The organism is Pseudochelatococcus sp. G4_1912, assembly GCF_047501465.1.
GTDB lineage: Bacteria > Pseudomonadota > Alphaproteobacteria > Rhizobiales > Beijerinckiaceae > Pseudochelatococcus.
In genome coordinates, this window is sequence record NZ_JAZDRL010000001.1 from 715,036 (window position 1) to 733,691 (window position 18,656).

The 18,656-nt window shown below is 53.1% G+C and carries 17 protein-coding genes; all 17 read right to left on the reverse strand.

Annotated elements, in window-relative coordinates; translation table 11 throughout:
* Positions 1-132: 132 nt before the first annotated feature.
* The 17 genes from VRZ32_RS03395 to VRZ32_RS03475 all read right to left on the reverse strand — a co-directional run bounded on the left by VRZ32_RS03395 (position 133) and on the right by VRZ32_RS03475 (position 18,605).
* The gene (locus tag VRZ32_RS03395) at positions 133-1,335 is read right to left on the reverse strand and encodes an ABC transporter substrate-binding protein (protein WP_414524189.1); all 1,203 of its coding nucleotides are present in this window, start codon (positions 1,333-1,335) and stop codon (positions 133-135) included.
* Between the two features lie 128 nt (positions 1,336-1,463).
* Positions 1,464-2,204, reverse strand: coding sequence for an ABC transporter ATP-binding protein (locus VRZ32_RS03400; protein ID WP_414524191.1), 741 nt, complete (start codon positions 2,202-2,204; stop codon positions 1,464-1,466).
* Positions 2,197-2,952 carry an ABC transporter ATP-binding protein gene (locus tag VRZ32_RS03405; RefSeq protein ID WP_414524193.1) on the reverse strand — a complete coding sequence of 252 codons (756 nt, stop codon included), beginning with the start codon at positions 2,950-2,952 and terminating at the stop codon, positions 2,197-2,199. The genes VRZ32_RS03400 and VRZ32_RS03405 overlap by 8 nt, the downstream gene beginning before the upstream one ends.
* Before the next feature lie 200 nt (positions 2,953-3,152).
* Positions 3,153-4,334: a lipid-A-disaccharide synthase gene (gene lpxB, locus VRZ32_RS03410; RefSeq protein WP_414524195.1), complete on the reverse strand. Its 1,182-nt coding sequence runs from the start codon at positions 4,332-4,334 to the stop codon at positions 3,153-3,155.
* Entirely contained in the window at positions 4,318-5,187 is an 870-nt protein-coding gene (locus VRZ32_RS03415) for an LpxI family protein (RefSeq protein WP_414524197.1), read from the reverse strand. Before VRZ32_RS03415 ends, lpxB begins: the two co-directional genes overlap by 17 nt.
* A gap of 2 nt (positions 5,188-5,189) precedes the next feature.
* Positions 5,190-5,990 carry an acyl-ACP--UDP-N-acetylglucosamine O-acyltransferase gene (lpxA, locus tag VRZ32_RS03420; protein WP_414525024.1) on the reverse strand — a complete coding sequence of 267 codons (801 nt, stop codon included), beginning with the start codon at positions 5,988-5,990 and terminating at the stop codon, positions 5,190-5,192.
* 29 nt (positions 5,991-6,019) lie between these two features.
* Positions 6,020-6,484, reverse strand: a complete 465-nt coding sequence (gene fabZ, locus VRZ32_RS03425) for a 3-hydroxyacyl-ACP dehydratase FabZ (protein ID WP_414524199.1) — start codon at positions 6,482-6,484, stop codon at positions 6,020-6,022.
* Between the two features lie 74 nt (positions 6,485-6,558).
* Positions 6,559-7,638 carry a UDP-3-O-(3-hydroxymyristoyl)glucosamine N-acyltransferase gene (gene lpxD / locus VRZ32_RS03430; protein WP_414524201.1) on the reverse strand — a complete coding sequence of 360 codons (1,080 nt, stop codon included), beginning with the start codon at positions 7,636-7,638 and terminating at the stop codon, positions 6,559-6,561.
* Between the two features lie 184 nt (positions 7,639-7,822).
* Positions 7,823-10,147: an outer membrane protein assembly factor BamA gene (gene bamA, locus VRZ32_RS03435; RefSeq protein WP_414524203.1), complete on the reverse strand. Its 2,325-nt coding sequence runs from the start codon at positions 10,145-10,147 to the stop codon at positions 7,823-7,825.
* 201 nt (positions 10,148-10,348) lie between these two features.
* A complete protein-coding gene (rseP, locus tag VRZ32_RS03440; protein ID WP_414524205.1) occupies positions 10,349-11,521 on the reverse strand; it encodes an RIP metalloprotease RseP in 1,173 nt (390 codons plus the stop codon).
* 64 nt (positions 11,522-11,585) lie between these two features.
* A complete protein-coding gene (gene dxr / locus VRZ32_RS03445) occupies positions 11,586-12,797 on the reverse strand; it encodes a 1-deoxy-D-xylulose-5-phosphate reductoisomerase (RefSeq protein ID WP_414524207.1) in 1,212 nt (403 codons plus the stop codon).
* Between the two features lie 231 nt (positions 12,798-13,028).
* Positions 13,029-14,012, reverse strand: coding sequence for a phosphatidate cytidylyltransferase (locus VRZ32_RS03450; RefSeq protein ID WP_414524209.1), 984 nt, complete (start codon positions 14,010-14,012; stop codon positions 13,029-13,031).
* A 21-nt stretch (positions 14,013-14,033) separates the two neighbouring features.
* Positions 14,034-14,813 carry an isoprenyl transferase gene (locus VRZ32_RS03455; protein ID WP_414525025.1) on the reverse strand — a complete coding sequence of 260 codons (780 nt, stop codon included), beginning with the start codon at positions 14,811-14,813 and terminating at the stop codon, positions 14,034-14,036.
* Positions 14,814-14,922: 109 nt separating this feature from the next.
* Positions 14,923-15,480 carry a ribosome recycling factor gene (frr, locus tag VRZ32_RS03460; protein WP_414524211.1) on the reverse strand — a complete coding sequence of 186 codons (558 nt, stop codon included), beginning with the start codon at positions 15,478-15,480 and terminating at the stop codon, positions 14,923-14,925.
* A gap of 231 nt (positions 15,481-15,711) precedes the next feature.
* A complete protein-coding gene (gene pyrH / locus VRZ32_RS03465; protein ID WP_414524213.1) occupies positions 15,712-16,419 on the reverse strand; it encodes a UMP kinase in 708 nt (235 codons plus the stop codon).
* A gap of 149 nt (positions 16,420-16,568) precedes the next feature.
* Positions 16,569-17,489, reverse strand: a complete 921-nt coding sequence (gene tsf / locus VRZ32_RS03470) for a translation elongation factor Ts (protein WP_414524215.1) — start codon at positions 17,487-17,489, stop codon at positions 16,569-16,571.
* Positions 17,490-17,612: 123 nt separating this feature from the next.
* Positions 17,613-18,605, reverse strand: coding sequence for a 30S ribosomal protein S2 (locus VRZ32_RS03475; protein ID WP_414524217.1), 993 nt, complete (start codon positions 18,603-18,605; stop codon positions 17,613-17,615).
* Positions 18,606-18,656 lie beyond the last annotated feature (51 nt).

Here is an 18,656-nt window from a genome sequence, read left to right on the forward strand (position 1 = left end):
CCCGAAGTTCAGACGTGCAGAGAAAAATTACATGCAATGAAAACGACTTGACGCGGTTTAAGGATTTTTGTTCGTTTTAAACCGCGCCCCTCTTCCGGCAGCATCAAGAGCTACCGGAAGAGGATTTCGGCGTTATTTCTTGGCAAGCTCACAGCCGCCAGCTTCCAGCGAACGGAAGGCTTCCGCGCCCGGAATGACTGCAAGCTGATTGTAATAATCCCAAGGACCTTTCGAGTCGGCAGGCTTTTTGACCTCGAACAAGTACATGTCGTGGACATGACGGCCATCGATCCGTACCTCACCCTTGCCGAGCAGCGGATCTTCGGTGGGATTTTCACGCATCCACTTCATTACCTCAGCGGTGTCTTTGCTCTTCAATGCTTCCACCGCCTTCAGATAATGCAACGTACCGGAATAAACACCTGCATGCACCATGGTTGGTTTCTTACCACCGTGACGTGCTGCAAATCGCTCGGACCAGGCGCGCGTATCATCGTTCTGATCCCAATAGAACGCTTCTGTCAGCACCAATCCCTGTGCTGTCTCAAGACCAAGCGCATGCACATCGGAAAGGAACACGAGCAAGCCGGCAAGCGTCTGGCCGCCAGAAACAATACCAAATTCAGATGCCTGTTTGATTGTATTGATCGTATCGCCACCCGCATTCGCAAGGCCGATTACCTTGGCGTTTGAAGCTTGCGCCTGTAGCAGGAAGGATGAAAAATCCCCGCCTGGGAAGGGATGCTTCACAGAACCCAGCACCGTACCACCTGCCCGCTTTACAACCTCAGCCGTATCGCGTTCAAGCGCATGGCCAAAAGCGTAATCTGCGGTAATGAAGAACCACGTATCACCACCCCGCTTCACCATCGCAGTGCCCGTACCGTTACCCAGGGCATATGTGTCGTATGTCCAGTGAATGGTATTAGGAGAACATTGTTTGCCAGTCAGATCCGTAGAACCGGCACCAGAATTGATAAGAATCTTGTTCTTCTCACGCGTAATCTGCGACACGGCGAGCGCAACCGATGATGTCGGCACATCGAGAATGACATCAACGCCATCCTGATCGTACCACTGGCGAGCAATGTTGGATCCTACATCTGGCTTGTTTTGATGATCGGCGGAGATGATATCGACTTTGATACCCTTTTCGGCGGCTTTAAAATCCTCCACCGCCATCTGTGCAGCAATGACAGAGCCTTCACCTGAAAGGTCTGCATAAACACCTGAGCGATCATTCAAAACACCAAGCTTTACCGCAGTCTGCGCTTCAGCCACCCCCATGACGCCAATAGCAAAAGTGGTGGCTAGCAACCATGTTTTAATGCCCATCGTTTCCCCCTTAGAGAGCGCCTAGCTAGGCTTTATAGTAAGCAATTCCAAATTATTGTTATTGTTCCAGTCTTTATTCATGAAAGACAAGAAAGGGTTGATTGCAATGTCGCTCAAATGCTGACTGGTCAAACGCCAAGATAGGCGTGCAACTTATCCATGTTAGCGTCGAGTTCATCATTGTGGATCATATCGATCACGCGGCCCTGATCAACCACGTAATGCCGATCAGCAACTGTTGCAGCAAAGCGGAAATTCTGCTCCACAAGTACAATCGTAAAGCCTTCTTGTTTAAGCCGCGCAATAGTGCGCCCAATCTGCTCCACGATGACGGGCGCCAGCCCTTCTGTCGGCTCATCAAGCAGAAGCAGATTGGCCCCGGTGCGGAGAATGCGCCCAATTGCAAGCATCTGCTGCTCGCCACCTGATAGCTTGGTACCCTGGCTCGACAGGCGCTCCTTAAGGTTCGGAAAAAGCGTGAAAATCTGCTCATTGGTCATGCCGCCTTTTTTAATTTGTGGCGGCAGAACGAGATTTTCCGCGACAGAAAGGCTGGAGAAGATACCCCGTTCCTCTGGTACATAACCAATGCCTAGTCTCGCGATATGGCGCGATGGCATACGGATGGTTTCTTGTCCTTCAAACGTGATTGATCCAGTACGCTTGCGCAGAATACCGATAATGGAGCGTAAAGTTGTGGTTTTTCCCGCACCATTACGTCCCAGCAAAGTTACCACCTCGCCCGGCGCAACATCGAAATCGATACCATGGAGAACATGGGATTCACCGTACCACGCTTGCAAATTCCGAACGGCCAGAAGCGGTGCTGTCGCGGGCTTTTCGACAATGCGTAAAGCTGCCTCAGGCATGCATCCCTCCCATATAGGCTTCGATTACCCGCTCGTCCTTCGAAACGGTGGCGTAGTTGCCCTCGGCCAATACCTTGCCGCGTGCTAATACGGTGATCCGATCTGACAGGGACGACACTACGGAGAGATTGTGCTCCACCATTAAAATGGTTCGATTTGCCGAGACCTGCCGAATGAGTTCGGCCATTCGGTCCACGTCCTCATGCCCCATGCCAGCAAGCGGTTCGTCAAGCAGCAGCATCGCTGGATCAAGAGCAAGCGTCGTCGCAATCTCCAGTGCGCGTTTACGCCCGTATGGTAACTCACCTGCGCGTGTCGCAGCGTAATCGGATATGCCGACAGCTTCCAGCAGCTCATGTGCTTCACGATTATAAGCGCTCAGCAAACGCTCTGATCGCCAGAAATCAAACGAGTCGCCACGACGACGTTGCAACGCAATGCGCACATTCTCAAGAGCCGTGAACTGGGCAAAAACCGCTGATATCTGAAACGACCGCACCATGCCCAATCGTGCAATATCCGCTGGCTTTAATGCCGTGATATCGCGCCCTTTATAGGTGATTGTGCCTTTGCTGGGTGTGAGAAACTTTGTCAGCAGATTGAAGCAAGTTGTCTTACCTGCCCCATTTGGGCCGATCAGGGCGTGGATTGTGCCCTGTTCGATATTCAAATCAACACCATCAACGGCCTTAAAACCCTTGAATTCGATCGTCAGATCGCGTGTTGCGAGAATGGCCTCAGCGCGCATCTGGCGTTCTCCCTAAGCGTTGTGAAAAAACGGTTAGTAAGCCAACACTTAACTATCTCATATTTCACTTGTCCATGCCAGTTATTAAAAACGGCATGCGCGCAGACCATCACTTTGTACGCCAAAAGTGTCAATCAGACTATGTGCAGGGTAGACAGATATACGTAGCCCTTCGCATTGATTCGTCGCAAGACTGCGGCCTATCGCCGGGTTTGACGAAGAACAACTGCGGCCCCTCTGCTACTTGGCGTTTCATCACCAATTGCCATCACCTTATCAAGCCTTTTAAAGGCCTCAATCTGGCGTTCCCGCTCTGGTGTATTGCTGAGCAAGGGCAAGAGAGCATCTGTCAATTTATCGGGCGTGCAATCCCATTGCAGGCGCTCGGGAATGGGATGCTCTCCAAGAATTAGATTAGCGTAAGTTACTGTCGTGATTGTCAAAAAATGCCGTACCTGTGACTCAAGCCAAGATACCTTATAAGCCACCACCATGGGGACGCCTGCTAGTGCCAGCTCCAACGTGGCTGTGCCAGAGGCAACAAGCGCCACATGCGCCTGGCGGAATGCCGCGTATTTTGCAGCCTCCCCCTCGACAATCTCCGGCTTAACTGGCCAATGCGCAACAGCTTCGCGGATCAGCGGAGCAACATGGTTTACAGCCGGCAATACCAACCGGAAAGGCCGATCCAACTTTGCTGCCAACTGCGCTAATGTTTCGCCATACACAGGTAACAAACGTGTTACCTCAGAGCGACGGCTGCCTGGAAGCACCAGCACCGTTAATGGGTCAGCATCTTCCAAAAGGGCACGCTCGCCCACCGCAGGACGTAAAACATCAAATTTTTCTATGAGAGGATGGCCGACATAAGTGCATGGCGGCCCACCCAACCGTTGGTGCGCCGCAGGCTCAAAAGGTAGTAAAGCCAGAAGATGGTCGATATAAGCGCGCATTTTCCGCGCCCGACCTGGTCGCCAAGCCCACACACTTGGGCTGACGTAATTCACGATTGGCAAATCTGGCAAGCGTTTGCGAACGCGTTTTGCCACAGCATGCGTGAAATCCGGGCTATCGATCACCACGAGTACATCAGGCTTGGTTGCAACCACATCATCAACCGTAGCGTGGCCTCTTTTTACAATGGTACGCAAGCGCGCCATCACCGCAACAAGACCCATCACTGCAATATCGCTTAGCGGAAATAAGCTAGACAGCCCTTCCCGCTCCATTGCATGACCACCAACCCCCGAAAAGCTCACGTTGCCTGCCTGCGCCCGCAGCGCACGCATAAGCCCTGCCCCAAGCTGATCACCAGATTCCTCGCCTGCAACCAGATACACCTGCAACGGCTTTGCCGACTTCTGTTCAACGTCCGCTGTCACGCGTATCCACCTCATTGGCGCTTAAGCCGATTACAAACAGCCCACGGCGATTGGCTTCTTTCAGCATATCCGCTTCATTGATTACAAGCGTGCGCCCGGCTCCATAGGCTACCCCATCAAGGCCAGCCCTGGCGGCATTAACCACCGTACCCGGGCCAATTGCCGGAAGATCAACACGGAAGTCCTGCCCTTCCTTGGTTGTCTTCACAACGACGCCGCGATTTTCCTTCTTCCAACGCCGTGTAAAACGCATAAAACGTACGCGCTTGAGCATCGCATCAGTGCCTTCAGGCCCTTCGAGTGCAATCACGCGCTGACCGCCGATCACAACTGCCTGGCCAGCATCAAAACGCGAAACGGTACGCAGCAAGTCCATTCCGATTGCGATGGAGCGCAAGCTGTGCTCGTCGGGCGAGCAATTTGTTTGCACGCCTTCTCTGCCTAAAAGCTCCGGCGCAAGCGCATCAACACCGCAGACCTGATGCCCGTTTTCCTCCAGCAGGCGCACAACGCCGCCAAGCAAGCCATCATCCCCCGATGCCATTAACGCTGCTAATTCGCGCCGATTGCGATATGCAGCAAGCGCACTCAAAACCGCAGATGGCTGAGGGCGGTTTACAGGCCCGGCCATGACAACACGCTCAGGCTGCCAACTGGCAAGGTGCGCAAGCGTGCGTTTCACATCAAGCAGATCAACACTTGCATCAGCGCGACGGCGCAAGGCACCATCAGCAAAACCGCGAAATGCCAATACACGTAAGGCAACATTGCGTCGCGTAAGAGCGTCGATTAACGCGCCGGGCAATGCTCCCCCGCCCGCCAGAATCGCGATAGGCCGTTGTGCATCTGCCACGATCAGGTCTCGCGTCCATCCCTCGGCACACAGATTGACCGCTTGCCGGCTTCACGAATGAAGGTCAGCACTTCCGTAACCAAACGCGCCTCAGGAAATGCAGCCGCCACGTCCTCCACGCGTTCAAGTAGCGTGCCTTCATTGGCAAATAGCATGCGATAAGCACGCCGCAACTCATGGATTTCTTCCCGCCTGAAACCACGCCGCTGCAAACCAACAATATTCAGGCCGCCCAGATATGCACGATTGCCAAGCGCCGTGCCATAAGGAATGAGGTCGCTTTCAAGCCCGGAAAGGCCGCCTACAAATGCATGCGATCCGACCCGCGAGAACTGGATAACCGCTGCGCCACCACCGATAATCACATGATCCCCCACAGTCACATGTCCTGCAAGCATCACATTGTTCGACAGAATAACATGGCTACCGACATGACAATCATGACCGACATGAGAGTTGGCAAGAAAGGCGCAGTGATCCCCGATCACCGTTTTCATGCCGCCACCTTCGGTGCCCGGGTTAATGGTTACTCCCTCGCGGATGAGACAATCAGTGCCGATTACCAGTGTTGATCGCTCACCGTGATATTTCAGATCCTGCGGTTGATGGCCAACAGAGGCAAACGGAAACAGACGTGTACGCGCACCTATCTGTGTACGACCAGCAACCACGACATGGCTGACAAGCTCGCAGTCATCGCCAATATCGACATCAGCACCGATAATGCAATAGGGGCCGATGCGCACGTTGTTGCCGATCCGTGCGCCGCTGTCCACCACCGCGCTTGGATGGATGTTAGCCATTTCCGCCTTGGTCATTTTGGTTATCCCGTTCACTCGACCACGAGCATGGCGGAAAGTTCCGCTTCGCACACCAGAGCGCCATTCACTCTAGCCTCACCACGATACCACCACATATTACGGCGGTTCGCGAGCTTCTTCATGTGATAATGAATCACATCACCAGGTTCGACAGGCTTGCGAAACTTCACCTTATCGATGGTCATAAAATAAACTTCCTTTGGCCGCGCCTTTTCAGACAGCTTGGAAGCCACACATAGCGCACCCGCAGTTTGCGCCATACCTTCGATCATGTAAACGCCAGGAAACAGCGGGCGCGTCGGAAAGTGCCCCTGAAACTGCGGCTCGTTATAAGTAACGTTTTTGACGCCGATGCAGCTCTCATCGCCATTCATCTCAATGATCCGATCGATCAGGAGAAAGGGATAGCGGTGCGGCAAATAGCTCAGAATCTGCAAAATATCAGCCGTGTTCAGGTTCGACGTCTCTTCCGTCATGTAAAATATGCTCCCTTGATCCGCCCCCTCAGGTGCAGGCGGATAGCCATTTAATCAAAAGCGAAACCAACCAATTATGGCTGTTTTATCTCTATATTATCTGCATCTTGCCGATCAGCATGGCGGTTAGCCACCATACGTTTAAGCCAGGCGATTTCACGCATCCAGGCTTTAAGCGGTTTTGCAGGCGCGCCGCCCCATTTTGTGCCCGGCGGCAGATCCATCGTGACACCGCTGCCGGCCGCAACCTGAACGCCACTGCCAATCGTGACATGACCAACTACGCCAGCTTGCCCGCCTAACACAACGAAATCACCCAGCGTTGTGCTGCCAGAAATGCCGACATGAGAGACGATCACGCAATGACGGCCGATCATCACGTTATGACCAATCTGCACCAGATTATCGATTTTAGTACCTTCACCCACGATGGTGTCACGGCTAGCCCCGCGATCAATCGTGGTATTGGCGCCCACCTCGACATCATCCTGTATTATCACGCGACCGATCTGCGGCACCTTTAAGTGCCCTGCACCACTCATCGCAAAGCCAAACCCATCCTGACCAATACTTGCGCCAGGATGAATAATTACCCGGTTGCCCAGCAGAGAATGAGATAAGGAAACGCCCGCACCAATGCGACAGTCCCGTCCGATGCGAACGCCTGTGCCAATCACCGCATTTGCACCAATCAACGTACCACTTCCAATCTCGACGCCAGGACCAATGACGGCACCTGGATCAACCGCGACACCACTCTCCAGTCGTGCATCAGGATGCACAACTGCACCAGGAGATACCCCTGAAGCAGAGAATAATGGCTGCGGCCGCATCGCTGTTGGATAAAGTCGCGATAAAATCTGCGCAAATACGCGGTAAGGTTGCGCGGTCACAAGCGCTATCGTGCCTTCACTCACCTTCGCTGCGAAGCGAGGGGAAACAAGACAGGCCCCCGCCTTTGTGACTGCCAGCGCTTCGCTGTAACGGGGGTTGTCCATATAAGCAAGGTCACCTGGACCAGCACTTTCCAAAGTTGCAACAGATGCAAACATACGTGCACCATCAACACCTGCTGGTAAAGCGATACCTGCAAGCGCTGCTATTTCGTCAAGCGTGACCGGACCACCGCCGGGAAAAAAGACTGGATCACTCATGATTGCCCATGTCGCAAAAAAACAGGGACGGCGCAAGGCCGCCCCCGTTAGAGCTCTGTAAAATGAAACAACATCAACTTCATAGAAATAGATGTTTCATTTCAGTTTGTTAGAGCGAAGATTCAACCAATCTGATTAAAATTCCACTCTAGATTACACAATCTTTTCGCTGTGAACGAATGCCTTAGAAGCTGGTTCCGCCAGAGAAACGGAAGGCTTGCGTCTGATCTCCATGAACCTTCGAGAGAACGAAGGCATAGTCGAACCGCAGCGGGCCAAGCGGTGAAGCCCATAACAGACTCACACCAACTGACGAACGGATCTTCTTATCATCGCGCACATTAACACAGGTCGGCTGACGATTTGGCGCATAGTTTGCAAAGCCAGGGCAGTTGGTGGGCACGCCGAGGCTGGTAGCAAAGTCTCTCTGGCCTTCATAACCAAACAGCGTACCGGCATCAGCAAACACTGCACCCTTCAGACCAATTTCACGCGGCAAGCCAAAGATCGGGAACTGAACTTCAAGCGTACCGCCGAAATAGGTGGTGCCACCCAATGCGTTGTTCTGATAATCGCCAGACATATCGCGCGGACCGAGACCTGATGGTGCAAAACCACGCACCAGTGATGGCCCAAGGAAGTAGTTATCTACGATACGTAGATCCTTATTACCCATAGAACGGATATGACCACCCTGAAGGCGCGCGAAGCCAACAACTTCGTCAAACAGCTCGTAGTAGTACCGCGCATCAGCCGACGCACGGATAAAGCGTGAGTCACCACCAAGGCCTGCAACATCAGGCTTCACTTCTGCATAAAGACCAGAAGTCGGGTTACGGGTATTGTCGAGCGTATTATACGTCAACGTCGCGCCAACCAGCGAGGTAACAGTGGTACCAGCTGCTTCCTTGATAGCGAGTGAAGCCTCACCATCCCAGGTGCAGTTTGGATAAAGCGCACTACCATCAGGATTCAGCGCTGTATATCCCGGAATCGGGAAAGAGCAATCGCTGTATGGATTACGCCAGTCGTTCGGTACCTTGATGCGGGACTGGTAAAGCGAATAACGCAGTGTCAGAGTCGTCGCTTCGTCGATGGGCAAGCCAAGACGTAGCTGACCACCCGTCACGCGATCTTCATAACGTGAATAACGGCTATTATCGGTATATTTCGAGAACAAGTCGAAGCCGAAAGCCATCCGTTGACCGAGGAAGTATGGCTCCGTGAATGAGAAATCCACACCTTGCGAATACTGCCCCCAGGAGCCGGCCAGGCGCACGAACTGTCCGCGACCAAGGAAGTTCGACTCCGAAACAGCGACCTCACCGATAAAGCCATCCGATGTGGAATAACCACCCGATACGGAGAATTGACCCGTGGACTGATCTTCAACATCCACGTTGACCACAACGCGGTCAGGCGTTGAGCCTGGCTCGCTAGTGATACGAACGGTCTTGAAGTAGCCAAGGTTATTCAGGCGGCGCTCAGCGCGATCCATCAGTACCTTGTTGTAGGCATCGCCTTCACCGATATCGAACTCACGACGAACGACATAATCGCGCGTACGGCTATTGCCGCGCACATTGATGCGCTCGATATAAACATGCGGACCTTCATCGACGACATATTGCAGCGAGACTGTGCCGGCTTCCGCATTACGGATCCCCGTAGGGCGCACTTGCACGAAAGGATTACCTTCGCTGCTGATTTCCGTGGTGATGCGTTCCAGCGACTTCTCAACTGCTTCAACGTCATAAACATCACCGGCGCGCGTGCGCACCAATGGCTCCAGCTGCGCAGCAGGAGCATTGGGAAGGCGCGAATCAACATTCACATCACTGATGCGATACCGTTGCCCCTCCGAGATAGTAATAGTGACGATATAACCGCCGCGTTGCTCATCAAACACAACATCAGTCGATACCAGCTGGAAATCAGCATAACCATTGCGCAAGTAATAACGGCGAATCGTATCCTCATCCGCCGCGATGCGTGTCGGATCATATACGTCTGACGACTTCAGCCACGATAGAAGATTCGCTTCCGTCGTCGACATGAGGTTACGCAGCTTATAGGACGAATAAACGTTATTGCCGACGAAATTGATTTCCTTGACGGGGGTCTTGTCACCTTCGTTGATGGTGAACACTACGTCAACGGTTCCGTTAGGCAGGGGTACAGTACGCGGCGTAACCGAAGCCAAAGAACGACCGGAACGCTGATAAGCATCACGAATGCGCTCTACGTCCGCGTTAATCGTTGCCTGATTGTAGGTATTGTTGGCCCGCGTAGCAACAATCCCGCCAAGGGCATCTTTGTTGATCTTTTTATTGCCTTCAAACGCTACGCGGTTGATCCGTTCGCCTTGCGCAGCACGAGACTGGCCCGGCGTGGCGCCAGCCTGCGCAAGCGCCTGGCTAGCTGGCCCGACGGTCATCATCAGCACCAGCAGGCAGGTCGAGACCCCCGTTAGCGCTGCGTACCGGCTATTGGTCATTTTCCGCGTCATCAGATGCCGCCCTTCACTTAACTTTTTCAAGCTGGCTAACGACCAGCGTGGAAGTCCTACGACTACATGCTTCTACAGATATTGCCCGCTCATGCAAACGCCGGTTGCCCCCGGCATGTCATTTCTCGGTCAGCCGTTGCCTTCCGGTCACTCTTTTTGCGCCAACGGCACCTCAAGAGAACCCAAGAAGCGCGAGATAAATCAGTCACCGCTCCCCAGCATGCCTCCAAAATATGACAAATCATTCCATGTCACGAACAGCATCAATATTGCTACGAATGCTAAACCGATGCGAAAAGCGAACTCCTGAGCTCCTTCGCTAAGCGGTTTACCACGCACTGCTTCGATAGCATAGAACAACAAATGGCCACCATCTAGCATCGGAATGGGAACGAGGTTAATCAATCCGATAGATACTGAAAGCAGTGCGGCCAAACTCAATAATCCGCCAAGCCCGCCCATGCGTGCAACCTTGCCCGAAACTTCAGCGATTCGTATGGGGCCCGACAGCTGCTCTGCAGATTCTTTCCCCGTAATAACGCGGCCGAGATAATGGTAAGTCTGCGTCACGACCTGCCATGTTTCACCAACGCCAGCCCTTAACGCTCCCGGTAAGGTGTAATGCTCGGTGCGCCACGCTGAGGGATCATTCGCAGCCTGTATACCGAGAACGCCGATACGCTGTGTACCCAGGGGTGAGGTTACAACACGCTGATCAGGAATCGCTGTCAGTGTTATTTTGCTGCCCCCCCGATCAACCACAACCATGAGGTTTTCGCCTGCATTCATGCTGACGATACGCTGCATGTCCGTGAAGCTGTCGATAGAAGTGCCATCAATTGACAACACTAAATCGCCCGCCTTAAGGCCCGCGCGTTCTGCTGCACTCTGCGTTTGCACCACTTCAATACGTGGCAGGAGAATTTGCCTGCCATTAAAATAAGCCATCGCGGCAAATACAATGATTGCCATCAGGAAATTGGCAAAAGGCCCAGCCGCAACAATCGCCGCTCGCTGCCCTACGGTTTTATGGAAAATGCTGCCCTCGCGCTCCTCAGCCGTCATCATTTTGACAGCCTGATAATCAGGAACACTGGCAGCATTGGCATCGCCTTCAAACTTGACATATCCGCCTAGCGGAATCGCAGAAACCCGCCAACGCGTACCCTTCCGGTCAAACCAGCCAAACAGCTCTTGACCAAAGCCGACAGAGAATATGCGGACTTTTACCCCGCACCAGCGCGCGACGATAAAATGGCCATACTCATGCACAAACACGACAAGCGTCAGAACAAATAAAAACGCCAGCATCGTCCCTGCAAGAGATGTCACCGCGCTGCCTAAATTTCCGACCATTCCCGCAAGCGAATCCATTACGCCTCTTTCCATCATCCGTCAGCGCATGACCAATGCCATAATCGCCTGACTTCTTTCATGATTAAGCAGCAGCAAAACGATGCGTCAGCTGGTTACTTGCCCACTGGCGCGCTAACATATCAATTTCAAGTGCTGTATCAATGCTTTCAGGTGATCTATTCACCTTTCCTGCAAAGGCGCTGCACGTTTCTTCAACAACCATGGCTATCTGACCAAAGCCAATCCGTCGGGCCAGAAAAGCCTCTACTGCAACTTCGTTAGCCGCATTAAGCACCGTCGGTAATCCGCCGCCTGCTGACAGCGCTCCAAACGCAAGCGCAAGGGCTGGGAAGCGCTCCATATCGGGCTTAAAAAATTCCATCCTTCCGACCGCAGCGAGATCAAGGCGTGGCAGCGTTGTTTTTAGCCGCTCTCCCGATCCAGAATCGAGGCTATCGCCAAGACCAAGGCTAAGACAATGAGCAACCGGAATTCGCATATCGGGCGCTGCCATGCCCGCAGTCACCGATCCATCGCGAAAGCTTACCAGACCGTGCACCAATTGCTGCGGATGCACCAGCACCTGCAAACGCGTGTGCTCTATGCCGAAAAGATAATGCGCTTCAATAATCTCAAGGCCCTTATTCATCATCGAAGCTGAATCGATGCTGATTTTTGCGCCCATCGCATAGTTGGGATGTTTGAGTGCTTGCTCAGGAGTTGCTGCCGCAATAGCATCCTTTGTCCAATTCAAAAATGGACCGCCAGACGCCGTCAGTGTCATTTCCTCAACATCATCCGCATGCGCTCCGCCCATTGCTTGCAGCAACGCATTATGTTCGGAATCAAGAGGCAGTATTTCAACACCTGCTGCATGTGCATCCCGCATAAATGCAGCGCCTGCGCACACTAATGTTTCCTTGTTTGCAAGCGCTATGCGCCGACCAGGACGAATTGCACGGTAAGTGGGGCGCAGACCGGCTGTACCTGCAATGGCTGCTACAACAAGATCGCAATCAACATCGACAGCTGCATTCACGGCAGCATCACCCGCGCCACTCTCGATAGTAAGGCCAGCATCCGCCAAGGCGGTTTTTAACGCATCACCCTTGTTAGAATCCGCTACTGCGGCAAAGCGCGCACCAACCTGCTGTGCAACCGCTGCAAGCTGCCTGACATTAGATCCACCAACGACCGCCTCAACCTGAAAACGCTCTGGATGGCGCATAATGACGTCAACAGCAGAGCTGCCAACTGATCCCGTTGCGCCCAGCAAAACGATGCGTGTCTTCATCACTAACCCTCAGCCGGCCGCTACGCTATACACAAACGGGCTTGGCACCTCTTGATGGTGTTTCACCTAGCATAGAACTTAAAACAAGTCCCATTCATAAGACAATCGAACGACTCTCGATAGAGAGGTAGTCAAAATGCTCATCTTTTTATTTGTTTATCAAAGCTTTCGAAAGGCGGTGTCAGTTTTTAGTTTGATGCTATAGCGCTCTTAATCTCTACTCAGAGCCCGTTAGACACCTAAGGCAAAACCTATACCAACCAGCAGACTAACAATCACAAAACCATCAAGCCGATCCATAACCCCGCCATGACCAGGAATAAGGCTACCAGAATCCTTCACCCCGGCGCGACGTTTTAAAGCCGATTCCGCCAAATCGCCTGCCTGTCCGGCAATCGAGGCCAACAGCGATGCCATAAGTACAATAACCACGCTCCACGGAATAATAAGACCGGCACCAGCGGCGAGCATGGCGACAAGCCCCCCCATCAGCGTGCCCGCTAAAGTGCCACCAATGGCCCCAGACCATGTCTTATTCGGGCTCACCTGCGGCCATAATTTTGGCCCACCAATTGCGCGCCCGGAAAAATAGGCTGCGATATCAGTTGTCCATACTACAGCAAACATCCACGCGATAAGCACCGCGCCAATCTCGGGCATGGCCCGCGCATATACAGGCACAACTCCAACAGTGCCACTCAACACTAAACCGGCCAAGATCCACGCAATGATCAACTTGCCAAAGGTTTTCTGCCATTGATTATCGTTTATATTGGACGAATGCTTGCGGACAATAAAAGCCCACACAGCACATACGACCAAAGTTGCGATCGCTGTTCCAAATATAGCAAGCGAGGAGACTTCCAGTTCAATAAGAACCGACAGCGCGCCAATGCCCACTGCAATCATCAGGCGCAAAACACCAAGCGCTGCAGGCTGTTTTTCTGTAGCGTTTATGTCGTCAGATAGCTTACCAAATGCATTCCGAGGAGCAATCAAGCCAAACCACTCAAATGCAAATCCCGCTCCCGCCAAGGCCCACAGCAGTGCAAACGATAAACCGCCGCACCACGTTACAAGGATAGCCAAGGCCCCCAAAACAAGAGCTGACATTAGCCGTTTTGGTAAATCAGAAACCTTTTTACTGGCATCAGGGCGACCTGCGGGATCGCGCGGCCCAGACGTCTCTGCGCCTGACATACGAGTACCCGTCATTTACCACCCATTACGCACAGCTTATGTTGCAACATTTGCGCCGCCTGATTCAAGGCTGCCAAAACGGCGTTCACGTAGATGAAATGCATTAATCGCCGCCTCAAGCGCGCTTCGATCAAAGTCCGGCCAGAAAATCGGCAGAAAAACGAGTTCCGCGTAGGCTGACTGCCATAAGAGAAAATTCGATAAACGCTGCTCGCCAGACGTGCGTATCAACAAATCGGGATCAGGGATATCAACAGTATCAAGGTGGGCATCAATCAGGTCTTCAGTAATATCGTCGGGAGCAATTTCTCCTGACGCAACCTTCCGCGCCAATGCCTGCGCCGCACGCACCATTTCCTGCCGGCCACCATAGTTAAATGCAACCGTCAAAGTCAGCCCGCTATTACCGGCTGACTTTGTCTGCGCTTCGTCAAGTAAATTGCAAATATCAGCTGAAAGCCCTACCCGGTCGCCAATAATACGAACCCGTACGTTATTACGGATCAGGTCCGCGAGGTCGCGGCGAATAAACAGCTTGAGCAGGCCCATCAACTCAGCAACTTCGGCAGCTGGCCTGCGCCAGTTTTCAGACGAAAAGCTGTAGATCGTCAGATAGCCGATGCCAAGTTCGATAGAGGCTTTGACCGTGCGGCGCACGGCCTCAACACCACTATGATGCCCCTTGATGCGAGGAAGTCCGCGCGCCCGTGCCCAGCGGCCATTGCCATCCATTATGATGGCAACATGCCGTGGCGGCGCAATAACCAGAGGAGTAGCAATCTCAGCCTTGCTGCCCGCACAATCAGTAGGCAACATATTGCCCGCCGATGCCAGGCCCATTGCATTTCCAGCTGTCCCCATACGGGGTATTGTAGTCACTCGATCACTCTCCGTTTGCGCCCTGGTCTGAGCTGTTTGCATTCAATTATACGTGCAAAATCTCTTTTTCTTTTGTTGCTACGGTTTGATCGATCTCTGCGATTGTCTGATCGGTTACCTTCTGCACCTGATCGGCGTGACGTGCGGACTCATCTTCGCTCATCCCATCCTTCTCAAGCTTCTTAAGCGTATCAAGGCCATCCCGGCGCACATGGCGAGCGGCAATGCGTGCCTCTTCAGCATATTTATTGGCCACCTTGACCATTTCCTTACGGCGCTGCTCATTCATTTCAGGAATACGCAAGCGGATCACCTGCCCTTCGGTCTGCGGATTCAGACCAAGATCAGATTCACGGATAGCCTTCTCAACAGCTGCCGCAACACCGCGATCCCAAACCTGAACGCTCAGCAACCGTGGCTCAGGCACGCTAACCGTCGCAAGCTGGCTGATAGGCGTCATTGTACCGTAAGCATCTACCTGAATGGGATCAAGAATGCTTGGCGAAGCACGCCCCGTGCGAAGGCTCGAGAGATCGTTCCGCAGAGCCTGCACAGCTCCCTGCATACGCCGCTTGATATCGTCGAGATCAAAGCTTCCAGCCATTATCAATGCCCTTTTCTTGTCATTGTCATATCGGCGATCGCAACTAGACCATGGCAGCATTGACCTGCCATATTCCAGCTCGCCAAAGCATTTCCGATGCATCGCCATACTGCGACACGTAAGAAGAATGCTTTAAATCAAAATGTCTGACTCACCAGATCGCATAAAGCCGGCTAGTCTGAACAAAGATGTGCCACTAAGAGCGTTAGCAAATTCTAATTAAAGTGCGCTTTAAGGCGTTACAAGCGTTGAACGCCCCCTGCCCGAAAGCACAGCACCAATAGCGCCAACATCCAAAACGGAAAACACAACTACCGTCAATCCTGCCTCGCGCGCAAGTGCAAACGCTGTGGTATCCATCACCTTTAAATTGCGGCCAATGGCTTCATCGTGGGTTAGACGTTCATAACGAGCCGCATCGGGATTTGTTTTGGGATCAGCTGTATACACACCATCCACGTTTGTGCCTTTGAGCAACGCATGGCAACCAAGCTCTGCAGCGCGCAGCGCAGCACCGGTATCAGTAGTGAAATACGGGTTGCTCGTACCACCACCTATAACCACAACCTTACCGTGGGCCATATGATCAAGCGCGCGCTTGCGCGCATAGCTCTCACATAATGATGGCATTGGTACAGCTGACATAGCTCGTGCAGTAACGCCTGCCGTTTCAATTGCATGCTCCAGCGCCAGCGCATTCATGACCGTACCAAGCATGCCAATTGAATCGGCAGTAGGACGATCAAGCCCTTTGTTGAGCCCCTGTACACCGCGAAAAAAGTTGCCGCCCCCAACAACAACCGCAATCTCATGGCCCGCATTCGCAGCGGCTGCAATATCGGATGCAATGGCTGTCAGTGTCTCACCGTGCAGCCCAGAGCCGCCGGGGCCCGCAAGAGCCTCACCTGACAATTTAACCAGCACCCGTTTAAATCGCATCCCGCTTCTCCTTTTATGTAAAGGTCATTAGACCTGCTGCATTATCATTCGCCGAGATCTTGAAAATCTGATGTGTCAATCAGGAATCGGAAAACGAATTAAGCAGGCCTCAAAAAAAAGGCGGCGCTTAGCGCCGCCTTTTGGAACAATCAGGCCGCACCAGCTGCGGCCGCTACTTCACTAGCGAAGTCGGTCTCTTCCTTTTCGATACCGTCACCGAGGCCATAACGGATAAAGCCAACAAGCTTAATGGGCGCTCCCACCTTGCCCTCAGCTTCCTTAACCGCCTGCGCTACAGACTTGGACGAATCGTGAATGAAAAGCTGATCAACCAGCGTTACTTCCTTGAGGTAGCTCTTGAGACCGTTCTCTGCGATCTTCTCAAGTACGTGCTCTGGCTTTCCAGCATTCTTCTCCAGCAGGATAGCCTTTTCACGTGCAATCGTCTCAGCAGGAACACCAGCTGCATCAAGCGCAATAGGGTTGGCCGCAGCAACGTGCATAGCAATCTGACGTGCAAGAGCAGTAAGCTCATCCTTGTTGCCGGTTGACTCAAGAGCAACCAGCACACCGATACGGCCAAGGCCATCGGCAGTAGCGTTGTGCACGTACGATGCAACAACGCCATCATTAACAGAGAGAAGCTCTGCACGACGCAGCGTCATGTTCTCGCCAATCGTTGCAATCGCGCTGGCGATAGCATCAGCAACCGTACCACCCTGCGGATAAGCAGCAGCCTTGATCGCTTCCACATCACTGCCTGCGCCAAGAGCGACCTGAGCAATAGTGCGTGCCAGAGCCTGGAACTGGTCATTACGGGCAACGAAGTCGGTCTCAGCATTGACTTCGACTGCAACACCTTTATTGCCAGCGAGCGCGAGAGCAACAAGGCCCTCAGCTGCAACACGGCCCGACTTCTTTGCAGCGCGGGCAAGGCCCTTCATACGCAGCCAGTCGATCGCAGCTTCAACGTCGCCACCTGTCTCAGTCAGCGCGTTCTTGCAGTCCAGCATGCCGGCGCCGGATTTTTCACGGAGCTCTTTCACGAGAGCAGCGGTGATGTTCGCCATGATTATCCTCATATCACGTATATAGCCGGCCCGGCACCTCTAAGAAGCACCGGGCCAACCAATCAACGTTTTTGTTAGCCGATTCCTATTGGGAACCGGAACGGTTGCTCAGGTCTGCTCAAATCAGAGGCGCGCGCGCGCCTGATCGATCCAGCCATCACGCTCAATACGACCGCTGAGCTTGAGCTCGCCATCAAGCTTTGCAACATCGGTGTTCGTCAAAGCAGCAAGCTGCCAGAAGTGGAACACGCCAGCATCGTTAAGCTTCTTCTCAAGCTCTGGACCAACACCTGTCAACGCCGACAGCTCATCTGGCGCACCACGTGGTGCAACAAGACGCTCGAAAGCACCTTCAGAAGCGCCAACATTGGACAGATCTTCAGCGAAAGGCTCGTCAGATGCACCAACATCAACGCCCAGTTCGCCATGGCCACGCGAAATACCGTCAATAGCAGCACGCGCGATCAGATCGCAGTACAGCTTGATTGCGCGGCCAGCATCGTCGTTTGCTGGAATCGGGAACGTGATACCATCTGGATCGCTGTTGGTATCGACAATTGCCGCAACAGGAATACCAAGACGCTGAGCTTCCTTGATAGCAAGCTGCTCTTTGTTGGTGTCGATCACGAACAGCAGGTCAGGCGTGCTGCCCATGTCCTTAATACCACCAAGTGCGCGTTCAAGCTTCTCGCGCTCACGTGCGAGCATCAGACGCTCTTTCTTGGTCAGACCAACAGCGCCGCCAGCGATGATTTCGTCAACCTTACGCAAACGCTGGATCGAACCGGAAATCGTCTTCCAGTTCGTCAGCATGCCACCGAGCCAACGTGAGTTCACGAAGTACTGTGCTGAACGACGTGCTGCATCAGCAACCGAATCAGCAGCCTGACGCTTCGTGCCAACGAAGAGCACGCGACCACCAGCAGCAACCGTATCGGAAACTGCCTGCAGCGCGCGGTGCAGAGCAGGAACGGTCTGAGCGAGATCGATGATGTGGATGTTGCTGCGCGTACCGAAAATGTAGGGCTCCATCTTTGGGTTCCAGCGGTGTGACTGGTGACCAAAGTGTGCACCTGCTTCGAGGAGCTCGCGCATAGAAAATTCAGGAAGTGCCATTTTAAAACCTATCTCCGGTTAAAGCCTCCGCGGGACTCTGGCCGAACGACT

What these genes read in the sequence shown, in the direction of transcription:
- VRZ32_RS03395 (WP_414524189.1), bottom strand. Translation starts at nt 1,335, where the DNA reads ATGGGCATTAAAACATGGTTGCTAGCCACCACTTTTGCTATTGGCGTC.
- fabZ (WP_414524199.1), bottom strand. Translation starts at nt 6,484, where the DNA reads ATGACGGAAGAGACGTCGAACCTGAACACGGCTGATATTTTGCAGATT.
- VRZ32_RS03400 (WP_414524191.1), bottom strand. Translation starts at nt 2,204, where the DNA reads ATGCCTGAGGCAGCTTTACGCATTGTCGAAAAGCCCGCGACAGCACCG.
- dxr (WP_414524207.1), bottom strand. Translation starts at nt 12,797, where the DNA reads ATGAAGACACGCATCGTTTTGCTGGGCGCAACGGGATCAGTTGGCAGC.
- frr (WP_414524211.1), bottom strand. Translation starts at nt 15,480, where the DNA reads ATGGCTGGAAGCTTTGATCTCGACGATATCAAGCGGCGTATGCAGGGA.
- VRZ32_RS03475 (WP_414524217.1), bottom strand. Translation starts at nt 18,605, where the DNA reads ATGGCACTTCCTGAATTTTCTATGCGCGAGCTCCTCGAAGCAGGTGCA.
- lpxA (WP_414525024.1), bottom strand. Translation starts at nt 5,990, where the DNA reads ATGGCTAACATCCATCCAAGCGCGGTGGTGGACAGCGGCGCACGGATC.
- rseP (WP_414524205.1), bottom strand. Translation starts at nt 11,521, where the DNA reads ATGGATTCGCTTGCGGGAATGGTCGGAAATTTAGGCAGCGCGGTGACA.
- bamA (WP_414524203.1), bottom strand. Translation starts at nt 10,147, where the DNA reads ATGACGCGGAAAATGACCAATAGCCGGTACGCAGCGCTAACGGGGGTC.
- tsf (WP_414524215.1), bottom strand. Translation starts at nt 17,489, where the DNA reads ATGGCGAACATCACCGCTGCTCTCGTGAAAGAGCTCCGTGAAAAATCC.
- VRZ32_RS03450 (WP_414524209.1), bottom strand. Translation starts at nt 14,012, where the DNA reads ATGACGGGTACTCGTATGTCAGGCGCAGAGACGTCTGGGCCGCGCGAT.
- VRZ32_RS03455 (WP_414525025.1), bottom strand. Translation starts at nt 14,813, where the DNA reads ATGTTGCCTACTGATTGTGCGGGCAGCAAGGCTGAGATTGCTACTCCT.
- pyrH (WP_414524213.1), bottom strand. Translation starts at nt 16,419, where the DNA reads ATGCGATTTAAACGGGTGCTGGTTAAATTGTCAGGTGAGGCTCTTGCG.
- VRZ32_RS03405 (WP_414524193.1), bottom strand. Translation starts at nt 2,952, where the DNA reads ATGCGCGCTGAGGCCATTCTCGCAACACGCGATCTGACGATCGAATTC.
- lpxD (WP_414524201.1), bottom strand. Translation starts at nt 7,638, where the DNA reads ATGAGTGATCCAGTCTTTTTTCCCGGCGGTGGTCCGGTCACGCTTGAC.